This window comes from Streptomyces sp. NPDC003032 (assembly GCF_053591415.1).
This window is the reverse complement of sequence record NZ_JBSFTT010000003.1, coordinates 13080-28716: the sequence shown is the minus strand read 5'-3', so window position 1 is coordinate 28716 and position 15637 is coordinate 13080. Positions and strand designations below refer to the sequence as shown.

General features: G+C 70.6%; 13 protein-coding genes. 4 read left to right on the top strand and 9 right to left on the bottom strand.

Annotation, left to right across the window (positions count from 1 at the left end; all coding sequences use genetic code 11):
- Positions 1–129: 129 nt before the first annotated feature.
- From ACWDZ7_RS04720 to ACWDZ7_RS04700, 5 genes are all read right to left on the bottom strand, one after another.
- On the bottom strand, positions 130–984 hold the full coding sequence (locus tag ACWDZ7_RS04720; RefSeq protein WP_451794847.1) for a carbohydrate ABC transporter permease: 855 nt from the start codon (positions 982–984) through the stop codon (positions 130–132).
- The gene (locus tag ACWDZ7_RS04715) at positions 985–1956 is read right to left on the bottom strand and encodes a carbohydrate ABC transporter permease (RefSeq protein ID WP_451794845.1); all 972 of its coding nucleotides are present in this window, start codon (positions 1954–1956) and stop codon (positions 985–987) included. It abuts the gene before it with no gap.
- Between the two features lie 201 nt (positions 1957–2157).
- Complete coding sequence (locus tag ACWDZ7_RS04710; RefSeq protein WP_451794843.1) at positions 2158–3531, bottom strand: extracellular solute-binding protein; 1374 nt, start codon at positions 3529–3531, stop codon at positions 2158–2160.
- Between the two features lie 163 nt (positions 3532–3694).
- Positions 3695–4378 carry a response regulator gene (locus ACWDZ7_RS04705; RefSeq protein WP_451794841.1) on the bottom strand — a complete coding sequence of 228 codons (684 nt, stop codon included), beginning with the start codon at positions 4376–4378 and terminating at the stop codon, positions 3695–3697.
- On the bottom strand, positions 4375–6162 hold the full coding sequence (locus ACWDZ7_RS04700) for a sensor histidine kinase (RefSeq protein WP_451794839.1): 1788 nt from the start codon (positions 6160–6162) through the stop codon (positions 4375–4377). The genes ACWDZ7_RS04705 and ACWDZ7_RS04700 overlap by 4 nt, the downstream gene beginning before the upstream one ends.
- Before the next feature lie 257 nt (positions 6163–6419).
- Between ACWDZ7_RS04700 and ACWDZ7_RS04695 the strand changes: the two genes are divergently transcribed.
- Entirely contained in the window at positions 6420–7817 is a 1398-nt protein-coding gene (locus ACWDZ7_RS04695) for a cation:dicarboxylate symporter family transporter (RefSeq protein ID WP_451794837.1), read from the top strand.
- 12 nt (positions 7818–7829) lie between these two features.
- On the opposite strand, the gene ACWDZ7_RS04690 is transcribed toward ACWDZ7_RS04695, so the two are convergent.
- The gene (locus ACWDZ7_RS04690) at positions 7830–8159 is read right to left on the bottom strand and encodes a GNAT family N-acetyltransferase (protein WP_451794835.1); all 330 of its coding nucleotides are present in this window, start codon (positions 8157–8159) and stop codon (positions 7830–7832) included.
- Positions 8160–8691: 532 nt separating this feature from the next.
- Between ACWDZ7_RS04690 and ACWDZ7_RS04685 the strand changes: the two genes are divergently transcribed.
- The gene (locus tag ACWDZ7_RS04685; RefSeq protein ID WP_451794833.1) at positions 8692–11799 is read left to right on the top strand and encodes an NACHT domain-containing protein; all 3108 of its coding nucleotides are present in this window, start codon (positions 8692–8694) and stop codon (positions 11797–11799) included.
- A 50-nt stretch (positions 11800–11849) separates the two neighbouring features.
- Here the strand turns inward: ACWDZ7_RS04685 and ACWDZ7_RS04680 are convergent, their stop codons facing one another.
- Entirely contained in the window at positions 11850–12449 is a 600-nt protein-coding gene (locus tag ACWDZ7_RS04680) for a TetR/AcrR family transcriptional regulator (protein WP_451794831.1), read from the bottom strand.
- A 168-nt stretch (positions 12450–12617) separates the two neighbouring features.
- Here ACWDZ7_RS04680 and ACWDZ7_RS04675 point away from each other — a divergent pair, with 168 nt between their 5' ends.
- Together ACWDZ7_RS04675 and ACWDZ7_RS04670 are read left to right on the top strand one after the other, a co-directional pair.
- Positions 12618–14294 carry an MFS transporter gene (locus tag ACWDZ7_RS04675; protein WP_451794829.1) on the top strand — a complete coding sequence of 559 codons (1677 nt, stop codon included), beginning with the start codon at positions 12618–12620 and terminating at the stop codon, positions 14292–14294.
- A gap of 126 nt (positions 14295–14420) precedes the next feature.
- Complete coding sequence (locus ACWDZ7_RS04670; protein ID WP_451794827.1) at positions 14421–14867, top strand: HIT family protein; 447 nt, start codon at positions 14421–14423, stop codon at positions 14865–14867.
- Here the strand turns inward: ACWDZ7_RS04670 and ACWDZ7_RS04665 are convergent.
- Both ACWDZ7_RS04665 and ACWDZ7_RS04660 read right to left on the bottom strand, forming a co-directional pair.
- Positions 14845–15072: a DUF397 domain-containing protein gene (locus ACWDZ7_RS04665; RefSeq protein ID WP_451794825.1), complete on the bottom strand. Its 228-nt coding sequence runs from the start codon at positions 15070–15072 to the stop codon at positions 14845–14847. The two genes, ACWDZ7_RS04670 and ACWDZ7_RS04665, sit on opposite strands and share 23 nt — an antisense overlap.
- Before the next feature lie 4 nt (positions 15073–15076).
- A complete protein-coding gene (locus ACWDZ7_RS04660) occupies positions 15077–15376 on the bottom strand; it encodes a Scr1 family TA system antitoxin-like transcriptional regulator (RefSeq protein WP_451794823.1) in 300 nt (99 codons plus the stop codon).
- Positions 15377–15637: the final 261 nt, after the last annotated feature.

The window sequence follows — 15637 nt, the reverse complement described above, 5'->3', positions numbered from 1 at the left end:
CCTGGCAGGTGGGAGAGGGCGCGGGCTCAGCACGCTAGTGCGAGGCGAGGCCTGATACCAGGGAGATGTCCCGGCACGAATGGGGCGCGAGGGATGTATCGGCGCGAACGTATGTCACAGTTCTGTGCCTCAGCCCTTCACCGCCCCGCCCAACGCGAAGCCCCCGCCCAGGCGGCGCGAGACCAGGACGTACAGGAGGATCACCGGGGTCGAGTAGAGGATGGAGAACGCGGCCAGCTGGCCGTAGACCACCGTCCCCTTGTTGCCGAAGAAGTCGTTGATGCTGACCGACGCCGGCATCTGCTCCGGAGTGAGCAGGAGCATGAAGGGGACGAAGAAGTTGCCCCACATCATGACGAATGAGAAGACCGTTACCACCGCCACTCCCGGGCCCATCAGAGGCAGGACGATCCGGAGCAGGGACTGGAACGACGACGCGCCGTCCGTCCACGCCGCCTCCTCCAGTTCCTTCGGGACACCGTCCATGAAGTTCTTCATCAGCCAGATGGCGAAGGGCAGTTGGGACGCGGCGAAGAAGAAGATCGTGCCCTGCATCGTGTCGATCAGGTCGACCTGTACGAACAGCGCGTACACCGGGACCATGATCGCCGTGATCGGCAGGCTCGTCGCGAAGAGGATCGTCAGCATGAAGGGGCGGTTCAGGCGGGACCGGTAGCGGGAGAGGGGGTACGCGGCGAGGGCCGCGCAGACCACCGTGAGCAGGGTGCCGCCGCCGCACAGCAGCAGGCTGTTGAGGAGCGGGGTGAAGGTGATCTCGGGGGTGAGGACCTTGTCGTAGTTGTCCAGGGTGAGGCTGTCGGGGAGCCGTACCCGCAAGTCCGCCTCCGGATCGAAGGAGGACAGGATCACCCAGGCCAGGGGGAGGACGAACGCCGCCGCCACGACCAGCAGGCCCGCGTCCGCTGCCAGTCGGTGCTTCGTGCGGCGTGAACGCGGCGCGCGCGAACGCTTGTTGTCGGGCACTCAGACCTCCGTACGCAGCAGGCGCATATAGACGAGCGAGAAGAGCGAGCCGACCAGGAGGAGGAGCAGGGCCACCGCCGTGCCGTAGCCGATCATGCTCTTCTGGAAGGCCTGTTCGTACATGAACAGGGGGAGGGTCTGGCTGCGGTTGCCGGGGCCGCCGCGCGTCATCACCCAGATCAGGCCGAAGACGGAGAGCGTCTGGAGGGTGTTGAGCATGAGGTTCGTGCCGATCGAGCGGCGGATCATCGGCAGCGTGATGTGCCACATGCGGCGCCAGCCGCTCGCGCCGTCGACCTCGGCGGCCTCGGTGATCTCCTTGGGGATCTCGTTGAGGGCGGCGGAGTAGACCAGCATCGAGAAGGCCGTGCCGCGCCATACGTTCGCGAACGAGACCGCCAGGATCGGGAGCGTGAACAGCCAGTTCTGGGTGGGGAGATGGAGGAAGTCCAGGACCGCGTTGAGGGTGCCCTCGCGGCGGAAGTACGCGTAGAGCAGGAAGCCCGCGACGACCTCCGGCAGGACCCAGGCCGTGACGACGATGGCGCCCGTGAGAGTGCGGACCGGCTTCGACGCGCGCTGCATGAGGGAGGCGAGGGCCAGGCCCAGCGTGTTCTGGCCGATGAGGGAGGAGACGACTGTGAAGACCAGGGTGAGCCAGACCGCGTTGAGGAACCGCTCGTCGCCGAACGCCTCACGGAAGTTGTCGAACCCGATGAAGCTGGACTCGGCCTGACCGGTCAACTGGAGGTCGGTGAAGGCGATGTACCCGCAGTAGCCGATCGGCCCCGCGAGGAACAGCGCGAGCAGGACGACGGCGGGAGAGACGGGCAGGGCCCTGATCAGCCCCCGGCGGACGCGGGCACTGGCGCGGGGGCCCGGCGGTGGGGCGGCCGGTCCCGTCGCGGTCTTGGAGCCGCCGGGCCCGGCGGGCGGGCCGGCCGGGGACCCGGCGGCGGGTGCGGTAGTCACGTACGGGCACTCACTCTCTGCGGGGGCGCGGGGCGCGGGGCGCGGGGCGCGGGGCGCGGGAACGCGCGGGCGCGGGAACGCGGGAACGCGGGGTGGTGAGGGCGGGTGACGGCGGGGTGCGGGCGGTGCGGGCGGTGCGGGCGGTGTGGGACCCGGGGCTCCCCCGGCTCCAGCTCCGAACCTCGCCCTCGCCCTCGCCCCCTACTTCTTCGTGACCTCGCCGTCCGTTGCCGACTCGACCTCCTCGTCGTAGGCGCGCGCCGCCTCCTCCACCGAGCTGTCGCCCGTCGTCACCGACTCCATCGCCTCCTGGATCGCCGTGGAGACCTTCGGGTACGCGGGGTACGCGGGCCGGTAGTGCGTCGAGGCGACCAGGTCCGTGAAGAACTTGATGCCGGGCTGTGCCTTCACGTACGCGGGGTCGGCCGCGACGTCCTCGCGGACCGCGATGCCCGAGTTGGCGACGTACCACTTCTTGGCGTTGGCCTTGGTCTGCATCGTCTCGATGAACTTGAACGCCAGGTCGGGGTTGCCCGCCTTGGAGGGGATCGCCCACGTCCAGCCGCCGGACATGCTCACCTTGCCGGGCGCCTGGCCGTGCTGCGTCGGCATGGCGGCGAGGCCCAGCTTCCGCGACCACTGCGGCCACTCGTGGCCGGCGCCCTCGCCCCAGTCCTGGGGGAGCCAGGAGCCGTCGAGGGCGATGCCGAGCTTGCCCTCCGGCAGCAGCTCACCGCGTACACGCGTCGCGAAGTTGGGGTCGAGCGCGTCGGAGACGTCGGGGCCGAGCTTCTCCTCGTAGACCGTCTCCACGAACTTCAGGGAGTCCTTGAAGCCCTTGCTGCCGGTGACCCATTTCTTCGCCTCCGGGTCGTACAGGGGGTCCTTGCCCGTGCCGTACGCGAGCATCTGGAAACCCTGCATCGCCGCCGCCTCACCGGCCGGCTTTCCGGTGTAGACGTTCAGGGGGGTGACGCCCGGGACCTTCTCCTTGATCGCGCGGGCCGCGTCGAGGACCTCGTCCCAGTTCTTCGGCTGCCAGTCCGCCGGCAGGCCCGCCTTCTTGAAGATCGCCTTGCTGAACCAGAGGCCGCGCGTGTCCGTGCCGTCCGGCACGCCGTACGTCTTGCCGTCGGCCGCCTTCGCCGCCGTCTTGGCCGTGTCGATGAACTGATCCCAGTCCTTCCACTTGCCCAGGTACGGGTCGAGCGGCCTCAAGTACCCGCTGGTGATGTCCGAGTTGATGAGGAACGTGTCCTCGTACACCAGGTCGGGCGCGGTCTTGGGGGAGCGCAGCATCTGCTGAAGCTTGGTGTAGTACTCGGAGTCCGGCGCCTTGATCGGCACCAGTTTGACCTTCTTGCCGGGGTTCGCCTTCTCGAACTGCTTCTTGATGTCCGCCAGATAGGTGTCCATGACCCTGATCTCGTTGTCCGTGGACTGCTTGAACGAGACCTTCACGGTGTCGGGGTCGTCGCCGGAACCGCCGCCGCACGCGGTGAGGGTGCCGGCGGCCAGCAGGGCGGTGGCGGTGGCGGTGAGGAGCAGCGGGGTGGTGGTGGGACGCACGGGCACGACCTCCTACAACGCGGGGTTGCGACGCGGGGCTGCCCGGTGAACGTAAGGGCGTGCTCGGAGCAAGGTCAATGCCCCGTGCCACGGATGGGCGTTGGCGCTCGTCGTCAATGTGACAACGTTGTTATAGGGCGTACGTCCATCGGGGGCCGCCCGTGGGATGTCACTCCGTCGCGGTGAGCCACCGGTAGACCAGTTCGGGGCGCCCGACATGGCCGTACTGGGGGCTGCGGGCCGCGCGTGCCGTGTCGACCAGGTGTTCCAGGTAGCGGCGCGCGGTGATGCGGGACAGGCCCGCCGACTGGGCGGCGGCGGTGGCGGTCAGGCCGTCGGGCGCGGCCCGCAGGGTGCGGATGACACGTTCGAGGGTGGGGCCGCTGAGGCCCTTCGGTAGCGCGACGGGGCCGGGCGCGCGCAGTGTGGCGAGCGCGCGGTCCACCTCGTCCTGGCCGGTGGCCTCGCCCTCGGCGGCCGCCGTGCGGAACTCCGCGTAGCGGGTCAGGCGGTCGCGGAGGGTGGCGAAGGTGAAGGGCTTGAGGACGTACTGGACGACGCCCAGGGACACGCCCTCGCGGACCACCGCCAGGTCACGGGCCGATGTCACCGCGATCACGTCCGTCGGGTGGCCCGCGGCGCGCAGGGAACGGGCCAGCTGGAGGCCGTGCCCGTCGGGGAGGTGCAGATCCAGGAGGATCAGGTCGACCGGGCTGCGGTCGAGGACGCGGCGGGCCTCGGCGGCGGAGTGGGCGGGCTTGGCCATGGCTTCGAAGCCGGGGACGCGGTTGACGTAGAGGACGTGGGCGTCCGCCGCGACGGGGTCGTCTTCGACTACGAGTACGCGGATCACTGGGTGCTGTCTCTCTGGGCGGTGCCCTGGGCCGGGGCTCGGCCAGCCGTGCTTCGGGCGACGCCCTGTTGACGGGCGTCCTCTTGGTCGGCGCCCTCTTGATGGGCACCCGGCACCGTGGACGCAGCAGCAGCGGCAACGGCAGCGGCACCGTCGCCCCCAGCCGGAGGAGCCCCCCTCGCCGTCAGCGTCACCTCGAACTCCGCGCCCCCCTCAGGCGACTCCCGTACGGAGAGCACGCCACCGTTCCTCGTCACCGTCTGGTGGACCAGGGCCAGGCCGAGGCCGCGGCCCCTGGACGCCTTCGTCGACCAGCCCCGTTCGAAGACCGCGTCCCGCAGCGCGGGGTCGACGCCGGGGCCCGTGTCCGAGACGCGCAGGAGGAGGCCCGCCTCGTCCGCCCGTGCCGTCACCGTGACCCGCGCCGCCGGTGAACCCTGTGCCGCGTCGACCGCGTTGTCGATGAGGTTGCCGAGGACGGTCACCAGGTCACGGGAGGACAGGGACGCCGGAAGCATGCCGTCGTCGATGCTGCTGTCGTCCGAGACGACGAGCTCCACGCCGTGCTCGTTGGCCTGCGCCGCCTTGCCGAGGAGCAGCGCCGCGAGAACCGGTTCGCTGACGGCGGCCACCACCTGGTCGGTCAGCGCCTGCGCCAGCTCCAGTTCGGCGGTGGCGAAGTCGACGGCCTCGTCCGCGCGGCCCAGTTCGATGAGGGAGACCACCGTGTGGAGGCGGTTCGCGGCCTCGTGGGCCTGCGAGCGCAGCGCCCGCGTGAAACCGCGCTCCGAGTCCAACTCGCCTGTCAGCGCCTGGAGTTCGGTGTGGTCGCGCAGGGTGACCACCGTCCCCTTGCGCTCGCCGCCCGTCACGGGGGAGGTGTTGACGACCACCACGCGGTCGGCGGTCAGATGCAGCTCGTCCACCCGAGACTCGGAGGCGAGGAGCGCCCCCGTGAGCGGCGCGGGCAGCCCCAGTTCCGCGACGTTGTGCCCGACCGTGTCACCGGAGACGCCGAGGAGTTCCCGGCCCGCGTCGTTGATCAGCGCGATCCGCCGCTGTCCGTCGAGCATCAGGAGTCCCTCGCGCACCGCGTGCAGCGCCGCCTCGTGATAGTCGTGCATGCGGCTCAGCTCGGCCGCGTTCATGCCGTGGGTGCTGCGGCGCAGGCGGGCGTTGATGACGTACGTACCGATGCCACCGAGGACGAGCGCCGCCGCGGCGACACCGAGCAGCGCGAGGAGCTGGCCGCGCGCCTTGGCGGTGATCTCCTCGATGGTGATGCCCGCGCTGACCAGGCCGACGATCCGGCCGTCACCCGCCTCGCCCGCCCGGATCGGTGTGACCACGCGTACGGACGGGCCGAGCGTCCCCGTGTACGTCTCCGCGAAGGTCTTTCCGCGCAGGGCCTGCGCCGTGTGGCCGAGGAAACGCTCGCCGATGCGCCGCTCGTCGGGGTGGGTCCAGCGGATGCCGCGGGGGTCCATGATCGTGACGAAGGCGACGCCGGTGTGCCGCTGCACCCGGGACGCGTACGGCTGGAGCTCCTTCGACGGGTCGTCGCCGCGTATGGCGTCTCGTACAGAAGGGGAGTCCGCGACCGCCCGCGCCGCCGCGGTCGCCTGGCGGCGCGCGCCGTCCTCCGCCTGGTGCTTGTCGCTCAGATACGTGAAGAGCGCGCACCCGGCGACCACGGCCGTGACCAGCACGATCTGCATCGCGAAGAGCTGGCCCGCCAGGCTGCGCGGCAGACGGCGACGGCGGGGCGGGCGGGTGCGGGACATGGTGCCAGTCTGCCCCTTCGCACGAGCGGCCGGCTCGGCGCGGGACCGGCGGTCGTATAAGTGCGAACGAAATGAACGTAAGGGTGACCGCCCTCACAGAGCGGGAGATAGTCGCCGGGATCGCCCAGGACGTGAGCCGCACGCACTGCAGGCGCCATCGCCAGGCATGGGCATCACGCGTCACGCGTCACGCGTCACGCGGCACGCACCGCACCGCCAGGCACCACAACGCCGACGTCGTCGTTCAAGGAGGGCCCGTGACCAGCACGGCTGACCCGCAGAAGGCACCCGCGGCCAAGCGGGACCGCACGCACTACCTCTACATCGCCGTCATCGGCGCCGTGCTGCTCGGCATCGCCGTCGGCTTCATCTGGCCGGACTTCGCCAAGGAGCTGAAGCCGGTCGGCACCGGCTTCGTGAACCTGATCAAGATGATGATCTCGCCGATCATCTTCTGCACGATCGTTCTCGGCGTCGGCTCCGTCCGCAAGGCCGCCAAGGTCGGCAAGGTGGGCGGGCTCGCGCTCGCCTACTTCGTCGCGATGTCCGTCGTCGCGCTCGCCATCGGCCTCCTCGTCGGCAACATCCTCCACCCGGGCTCCGGCATGGACCTCACCGAGTCCGTGAAGGGCGCGGGCCACACCGCGGCCGACTCGGCCGACGAGGGTCTCGTCGACTTCGCGCTCGGCATCATCCCGACCACGCTCGTCTCCGCCTTCACCCAGGGCGAGGTGCTGCAGACGCTGCTCGTCGCACTGCTCGTGGGCTTCGGACTGCAGGCCATGGGGCGCTCCGGCGAGCCGGTGCTGCGCGGCATCGAGCACATCCAGAAGCTCGTCTTCCGGGTACTCGGCATGATCATGTGGGCCGCTCCCGTGGGCGCGTTCGGCGCGATGGCCGCCGTCATCGGCGAGACCGGCGTCGACGCGCTCAAGGCGCTCGCCACGATCATGATCGGGTTCTACGTCACCTGCGCCCTGTTCATCGTGATCGTGCTCGGCACGCTGGTGCGCATGGTGGCCGGGGTCAACCTCTTCAAGCTCCTGAAGTACCTGGGCCGCGAGTTCCTGCTGATCCTCTCCACCTCCTCCTCGGAGTCCGCGCTGCCGCGGCTCATCGCGAAGATGGAGCACCTGGGGGTCAGCCGCCCGGTCGTCGGCATCACCGTCCCGACCGGCTACTCCTTCAACCTCGACGGCACGATGATCTACCTGACCATGGCCTCGCTCTTCATCGCCGACGCCATGGACCAGCCGCTCGGCATCGGCGAGCAGATCTCGCTGCTCCTCTTCATGATGATCGCGTCCAAGGGCGCGGCGGGCGTCTCCGGCTCGGGCATCGCGGTCCTCGCGAGCGGTCTGCAGTCGCACAAGCCCGCCTTGGTCGACGGCGTCGGCCTGATCATCGGCGTCGACCGCTTCATGAGCGAGGCCCGCGCCCTCACCAACTTCGCGGGCAACGCGGTGGCCACGCTGCTCATCGGCACGTGGACCAAGGAGGTCGACAAGGAGCGGGTCACGGCGGTCCTCGCCGGTCAGCTTCCGTTCGACGAACGTACGTTGCTCGACGACGGGCACGGCCTGGAGTCACCGGAGGCCGCGGCTTCCGTGCCGGAGCGGCGGAGCGAGGGCGGCAAGGAGCCGGCGAAGGTGTAGTGGTCGGCTCCATCAGCCCCAGGTCATATTGATCGCACGCCCGAAATTGACGTATCCGGCCCGCCGGAAGGCGTTCGCCATCGGGATGTCGCCGAGGTCTGTGGACGCGCGGACGCGCGGGGCGTCCTGCTCGGCGAGGATGCGGGTGCCCTCCGCGAGGATGTCGTCGATGTAGCCGTTGCCGCGGTGCCGGGGCAGGACCGCGAGGTAGGCGATGATCGGGCTGAAGCCGTTGTGGGCCGGGACGACGAATCCCACCGGCTCTCCATGGGGCGGGGTGGCGACCCGCCACCAGTCCCGGGGGCTCGGGTAACCCGCGAGGTCGTCCTCGTAATGCCGCACGGCCGCCTCCCACACCAGTCCGGTGGGACGGAACGGCTGTACGGCGGAGGGCGCGAACCGTGCGGGAGCGTGGCGGCCATCGAGGTCCGCAAGAGCCGCACCCCGGTGTCCAGGCGATCGGGGCGCGACGCGCTGTCGTCGATGTCGAGGACGTCCAGGATGAGGGGCGTGTCGTCGGGCCGGCTCCACCAGGCAACCCTGGCCAGCGGGCGGTCACCGCGCAGGGCGACCCACATCCATTCCGGGCGTCGGCGGCCGGCGGCGAGGTCGTCCGCCGATTCCCCGTTGAGGACGTAGGGGAACCGGGAGAAGAGGTCGAGCTCTCCGCGTCCCGTGACGGCGCGCATGGTCAGGTCGTTCTGTGTTCCACGGTCAAGGCTCGCTCCGCTGACGGCGACTACAGAGATCATCGGCTTCCCCCGGCTTCCCCCGGCTTACGTCGCAATAGCGTGTCCCCCGGCCTTCAGATGGGGAAGCTTCCGCCGGCGCAGTCACGAGCGAGAAGGCCGACGGAACAGGAGCGGGGGCGGCGATGCAGGGGCTCGAAACGGTGCTCGTCCGGCTGGCGGCGACGGCCTTGGCGGCGCTCGCCAAGTCGGCGGTGACACCACAGCCCGGGGCCGGCCTGGTCACGGCCCGAATACGGCCCCTGCCGAAGCCGGCGAGCCCGGAGAGGCTGGCCCGGGTGCTGGCCGGGGGGATCGAGGACGCGTACGCGCGGCTGCCCGAGCACGAGCGGCTCGCAGCGGTGGCCGCCGTGCAGGACGGCTTCGCGGCGGCCGGGACACTGGACGCGGAGCGGCTGTTCGCGGTGGACCTGGATCCGCGGCGGCTGGCGGCCGCCATACGCCGCCCGGTGCCCGACCTCGCCGAGCAGGCGCAGGCGCTCTACGCGGAGTTGCTGGAACTGTGCTGTGCGCACGTGGTCGAGCAGCTGACGGCTCACCCGTCCTTCGCGGCACGAGCCGCGGTGGAGCAGACCCGGCGCACCGGAGCACTCCTGCGCGACCAGCGGCCCGCGGCGGCCACGCCGGGCTTCGAGCAGCGGCCCACGGCGACCGCGCCGGGCTTCGAGCAGCGGTACGCGGAGTTCGTCGCCGAGACCCACAGCCGTCTGGAGCTGTTCGGCGTCACTCTGGGCGGGCGCACACGCGCCGCGTGGTCGCTGGACACGGCGTACCTGAGCCTCGCGGTGAGCGGCGGCCGGCAGCACGGTCCGCATGCGGAGGAGGAAGGGCTGCCGGGCGGCGCGGCCCAGGCGGCGGTGCGACTGGAGCAAGCGCTGGCGGGTTGCGACCGGCTGGTGCTGCGCGGGGCGGCGGGGTCGGGCAAGTCGACTCTCGTGCAGTGGCTGGCGCTGAACGCCGCGCGGCAGAGCTTCGGCCCGGAGCTGGCCGACTGGAACCGCTGTGTGCCCTTCGTTCTGCGGCTTCGCTCCTTTCAGCTGCCGGAGGGACTTCCGCTGCCGGAGGACTTCCTGGCCGCGGCCGGCGTGCCGCTGCGGGCGCCCGAGGGCTGGGTGCAGGATCTGCTGGACAGTGGGCGGGCGCTGGTGCTGGTGGACGGCGTCGACGAGGTACCGGCCAAGCTCCGCAGTCGTACGGAGAGCTGGCTGAGGTCGCTGATCGCTGCGTTTCCGCGTGCGCGGTACCTGGTGACCACCCGCCCGTCGGCGGTGCCGGAGGACTGGCCGGCGGGGCAGGGCTTCACGGCGCTCACCCTGCTGCCCATGGAACGGGACGAGGTGCGTGCCTTCATCGCGCACTGGCACGACGCGGCCCGGCGGGAGTGCGCGGACCGGAGTGGGCGGGAACCGCTGGACCGGTACGAGGCGAGCCTCGTCGAGGCGGTGACGACCCGTCGTGACCTGGGACGCCTGGCGACCAACCCTCTGATGTGCGCGCTCCTGTGCGCCCTGAACCGTGACCGCCGCATGCAGCTGCCCCGCGCCCGCAAGGAGCTCTACGACGCGGCCCTGGACCTGCTGTTGATCCGCCGGGACACCGAGCGCGAGGTCACGTCGGTCGAGGGCGTGTCCCTCTCCCGTGACGAGCAGACCGCGCTGCTGCAACGGCTGGCGTACTGGATGATCCGCAACGCGCAGGTCGAGGCGGACCGGCAGGACGTCGTCGCGATGCTGGACGAGTGGCTCGCGGCGATGCCGCAGGTGCGCGCGCAGGGCGACGCCGAACAGGTCTTCGCCCACCTGCTCATCCGCAGCGGCCTGCTCCGCGAACCCGTCCCCGGTTCCGTCGGCTTCGTGCACCGCACCTTCCAGGACTACCTGGGGGCGAAGGCGGCGGTCGAGGCCCGCGACTTCGGCGTGCTGGTGCGCAACGCACACGACGACCAGTGGGACGACGTGGTGCGGATGGCGGTGGGACATGCGCGGGTGGAAGAACGTACGCGGCTGCTGCGGCAGTTGCTGCGGCGCGCCGACAAGGCCCGCAGGCACCGGCAGCGGCTGGTGCTGCTGGCGGCGGCCAGTCTGGAGCACGCGCCGGAGCTGGATCCGCGGGTGCGGCGGGAGGTGGAGGAACGCACGGGGGAGTTGATGCCACCGCAGAGTTCCACGCAGGCCGATTCCCTCGCCAAGGCGGGCGAGCTGGTGCTGGAGCTGCTGCCGGGCCCCGAGAGGCTGACCGATCGACAGGCGGCGGCGGTCGTGCGCACGGCCCAGCTGGTCGGAGGAGCCGCGGCGCTGACGGTGATCTCCCGGTTCCGCTCCGACCGACGTCCCCGGACGCGCTCCGCGCTGGCCTGCGCATGGTCGGCCTTCGACACCCGTGAGTACTTCGAGGCAGTCCTTGAAGGCACCGTAGGGGCCGAACAGATCGTGCCCATGACCAGTGCGGAGGAGCTGGCATTCCTCCCGCGCCTGCCGGAACTGACCCATCTGAACCTCTTGGGTGATCACGGCCTTCCGGACGTCGTGCTGGAACACACGGCCATGAAGTTCCTGCAGCTCTGGGACAACCGCGCGCTCACCGACCTCTCGCGCCTGAGCCGGCTGCCGCACCTGGAGAGCCTGAGCCTCAACCGCTGCCCGTCCGTCACCGACCTCCGCTCGCTGGCGGCCCTGTCCCTGAGCCACGTCTACCTCTACTCGCCGTCGATTCCGCTGTCGCTGGCCCCCCTGGACGACCTGTCCACGCTTCGCCACCTGGTGTTCGACTTCGTCCCGGTGGAGAAGTCCTTGGACGAGCTTCCCTTCGCCCCCCGGCTCAGCGGCCTCGGGTTCTACCGGCAGGCCGCACACATGCGGCTGTCCGGGCTCGAAGCCCTGGCCTCCCTGCGCTGGCTGACCGTCAACGAGGACCACCAGTGGCGCGGCTTCCTGGCCGCGGGGGTCTTCTCCCCGTTGTCCACGCTGCAGATCCTGGACGTGCCGCAGGTCGATCTGTCCGCCCTCGCGGTACACCAGGGACTGACCAAGGTGTATGTCGGTCACGTCCACCGGACCGACGGAATCGCGGCGCTCGCCGAGCTGCCGCTGCTGGAGGAAGTCACGTTCGGAGCCTGCGGTCCGCTCGACCTGACACCCCTGGCACCTCTGGCGAGGGTGCGCGTCGAGCTCTACAACTGCCCGCAGGTTTCCGGCCTCGACCTCTTCCCACCGGAGCGGCTGTCCGTCGACTGAGTCGGCAGGGTCGGCGCTACGACGGGACCGGCGCTACGGCAGAGCCGGCGCTACGGCAGAGCCGCGATGATCTTCCGGGCCCGGTCCACGGGGACGCCCGCCGAGAGCAGCGCCGTGGACGCGGCGGCGCGGCCCGCGTCCCCCGGGTCCAGAAGGCCGTCGTTCACGGCCTCCATCAGGCCGAAGAGCTGCTGCTCATGGACGTACGCGAGCGCGGCGGGCGGCAGTGACGACGTGAACGAACCGTCTTCCAGGCCGACTCGCAGCACATTCACGCACTCCTCGCGGACCGGGGCGAGGCGCTGCCTGATGCCCTCCATCGCGACGCTGCGCTGGGCGAGGCCGACGAGGAGGCGGTAGCCGTCGGCGATCTCCCAGACGGCGACCATCGAGTGGGCGATCGACTCGGCGGGGTCGTCCGACTGCGCCCGCCCGGCGGCGTGGGCGGCGGCGACCGCCTCGACCGCGCCGTCGATGAGCGCGCCGATCAGGGCCTCCCGGCTGGGGAAGTGCCCGTACACGGTCCTGCGCACGACGCCCGCGGCCCGCGCGATCTGGTCCATGGACGCGTCCGGATCGCGGAGGAGCTCGGCGAGGGCGACGTCCAGGATGCGGCGGCGGTTGGCGTCGGCTCGGCTCATGGGCTCCATTCTGCACGCGCGCGATGGAGGGCCGCCCGCGACCGTTTTTGCACAGCTGTGTGCAGTGGCGTAAATTGCACAGGAGTGTGTAATTGCACAGTGCTGTGCAAGGTCACCGCACTGGCAGAGCAGGACGTACAGCAGCAGGGAAAGGGTGAGACTTCGGTGGCTCTACTCATGAAGCAACCGGTCGAGGAGATGAAGCAGCCGTACGCGCGCCGCTGGTGGGCGCTGGGGGTGCTCTGCCTGAGCCTGCTGATCATCGTCATGGCGAACACGGCGCTGACCGTCGCCGCGCCCGACATGACCAAGGACCTCGGCCTCTCCAGCTCCGACCTCCAGTGGGTCATCGACGGCTACACCGTCCCGTACGCGGCGCTGATGCTGCTGCTCGGCGCCATCGGCGACAAGTACAGCCGGCGCGGCGCGCTCGTCCTCGGCCTCGTCGTCTTCGGCGCCGGATCGGTCGCGGGCTCCTTGGTCGACAGCTCTACGGGCGTCATCGCGGCCCGCGCCGTGATGGGCTTCGGCGCGGCCATGATCATGCCGGCCACGCTGTCGCTGCTCGCCGCGACGTTCCCCAAGGGGGAGCGGGCCAAGGCCATCGTCCTCTGGACCGCCACGGCCGGCCTCGCGATCGCCGCGGGTCCGCTGGTCGCGGGCGCGCTCCTGGAGGACCACGGCTGGGCGTCGACGTTCCTGATCAACGTGCCGGTGGCCGCCCTCGCGATCGTCGGCGCCTTCGTGCTGATCCCGCCGTCCAAGGCCGGGCACCACGACCGGATCGACTACGTCGGCGGGCTGCTCTCCGTCGTCTGGACCGGCGCGCTGGTCTACATGATCATCCAGGGGCCGCACTTCGGCTGGGACGCGAAGGCGATCTCCGCGGCGGTCGTCGCGGGCGTGGCCCTGCTGGCCTTCGTCGCCTGGGAACTGCGCCACCCCCACCCCATCCTGAACGTCCGCCGCTTCCTCGACCGCCGCTTCGCCGGCTCGAACCTCGCGGTGGCGCTGTTCTTCCTCGCGGTCTTCGGCGCGTTCTACTACCTGACGCAGCACCTGCAGTTCGTGCTCGGCTACAACCCGCTGGAGACGGGCGTACGTATGTTGCCGCTCGCCGGCGCGGTCTTCGTCGGCTCGGCGCTCACCGGTTTCCTGACGCCGCGCATCGGCATGAAGATCACTGTGACGGCGGGCATGGTCGCGGGCACGGTGGCGCTGGCGCTCCTGACGCGGGTGGACGTCTCGTCCTCGTACGCGGACTTCGTGGCCCCGCTGATCATCCTGGGCCTGGCCATCGGCCTCGCGCTCTCGCCCTGCACCGACGCGATCATGGGCGCGTTCCCCGAGTCGGAGCTGGGTGTCGGCGGCGCGGTCAACGACACGTCGCTGGAGCTCGGCGGCTCGCTCGGCATCGCCATCCTCGGCTCGGTCCTGGCCAGTTCGTACTCCTCGAACCTCGCGGACGCGGCTTCTTCCTCCGGGACGAAACTGCCGAACGGCACGCTGGCCACCGCCCAGGACTCGGTCGGCGCGGGCTACGCGGTCGCCCAGGGCATCGGCGACAAGGCGCACGCGGCGGCGGAGAAGGCGGCCCACGCGAGCTCGCAGCAGCAGGCGGCCCAGCTCAAGGGACAGGCCGAGCAACTCGCCCAGGGAGCGGGCAAGATGGCCGACGCGGTCGGCTCCGCGTTCTCGGACGCGGTGTCCCACACGAGCCTGGTCGGCGCGGTGATCCTGGGCGTCGGGACGGTCCTGGTGGCGGTGCTGCTGCCGAGGAGGCGGGGCGGTGCGGAGACTGAGGCCGCCACGGAGCAGCCTGAGCGCGCGGAGGCCGCGGTCGGCGGCCGGTAGGCGCGCTGCCTCGTACTGCCCCCCCCGAAGGCCCCGAAGGCCCCGGTAATGTCCAAGTTGCCGGGGCCTTCGGGGCCTTACCCATGCCGATGAGGCTGATGGCGGCGGGGAAGGGGATTGGGCAGCATGGTGAGCGAGCCGGTGCGTGCTGCTGTCGTCGACTGCATGGCCTGCGCCCTCGCCGACGGCTCCCTCCCCTTGCCGGGTGGCACCCTTCTGCGTACCGCCCACTGGACCGTCGAGCACTGCGTAGGGCCGCTCGGAGTCGGGACGTTGCTGGTCAAGCCGTTGCGGCATGCCACCGGCGTACATGAACTGACGCCCGAGGAGGCCGCCGAGTCGGGACCGCTGCTCTCCCGCGCGGCCGCCGCGGTCCGCGTCTGCGTCGAGGACTGCGAGCAGGTGTACGTCTGCCTCTGGTCCCACGCCGGTCGCACCCCCGGGCACCTCCACTTCGTCGTACAGCCCGCCCGCACGGCCGACATCGACCGGCACGGCGGCCTGACCTTCACTCTGTCGAGGTCGCCTTCGGTGGCGTGCCGTCAGGTCGTCAGGTGGTCTGGTTGTGGCTGACGTGCGCCACGAATGATGACCAGGCTGAGGGGTGGAGGAGTAGTGCGGGGCCGTGGGGGTTTTTGGAGTCGCGTACGGCTATGGAGGGGTGGGGGGTGGCAGTGCGGTCGGCGATCTCGACGCAGTTCTGGCCGGGGTCGCTGTAGGAGGACTTGAACCAGGCGTTCTCGGTGGCGAGTCCGGCCGCGGGGAGGTGAGTATTCATGGGCCTACAGCTCCCGTTCTAGTTGATGCAGGTATTCAGGTGTGTCCTCGGGAGGCAACGCTGATGCTGCCATGGCGTCGAATCGACGGCCGAACCGGTCGACTTCAGGCGGCTTGTCCGAGGTGGAGACAGAGCCCCAAGCGCTGTCGGTCTGAACGCGTGGCGGCAGCGTGTTGCCGAAGTCGAGAAGCGCGAAGTCGGCGGCAAGACCGTGCGTGCCCGGCTTGCCGAAAGGGGCGCGTCCACTCCGGCGTCCGCTCCGTGCCGCGCTCCGCGAGAAGTGGTCGCGGAAATTCGTTGACACCACTCCGGGTGAAGTACTACGTTCTAACCACTTCACACAGAGTACAACGAGCGACGCGCTTCCCGGCGCACCCGATGAGGAGTGGAATGCGAACCCGGTCCGCCGCCCTTCAGTCCCGAAACGCCCCGTCCCACCGCCCCTTCCCGCAGCCCGCCAAGCCCCGCTCCGTGCCGCGGCCCCGGCCGCTTCCCAAGCCCGGGAGCCGCAGCTGAGCCGCCGCGGCCACCCAGACACCCCATCGACCAGAACCAGAACCAGAAG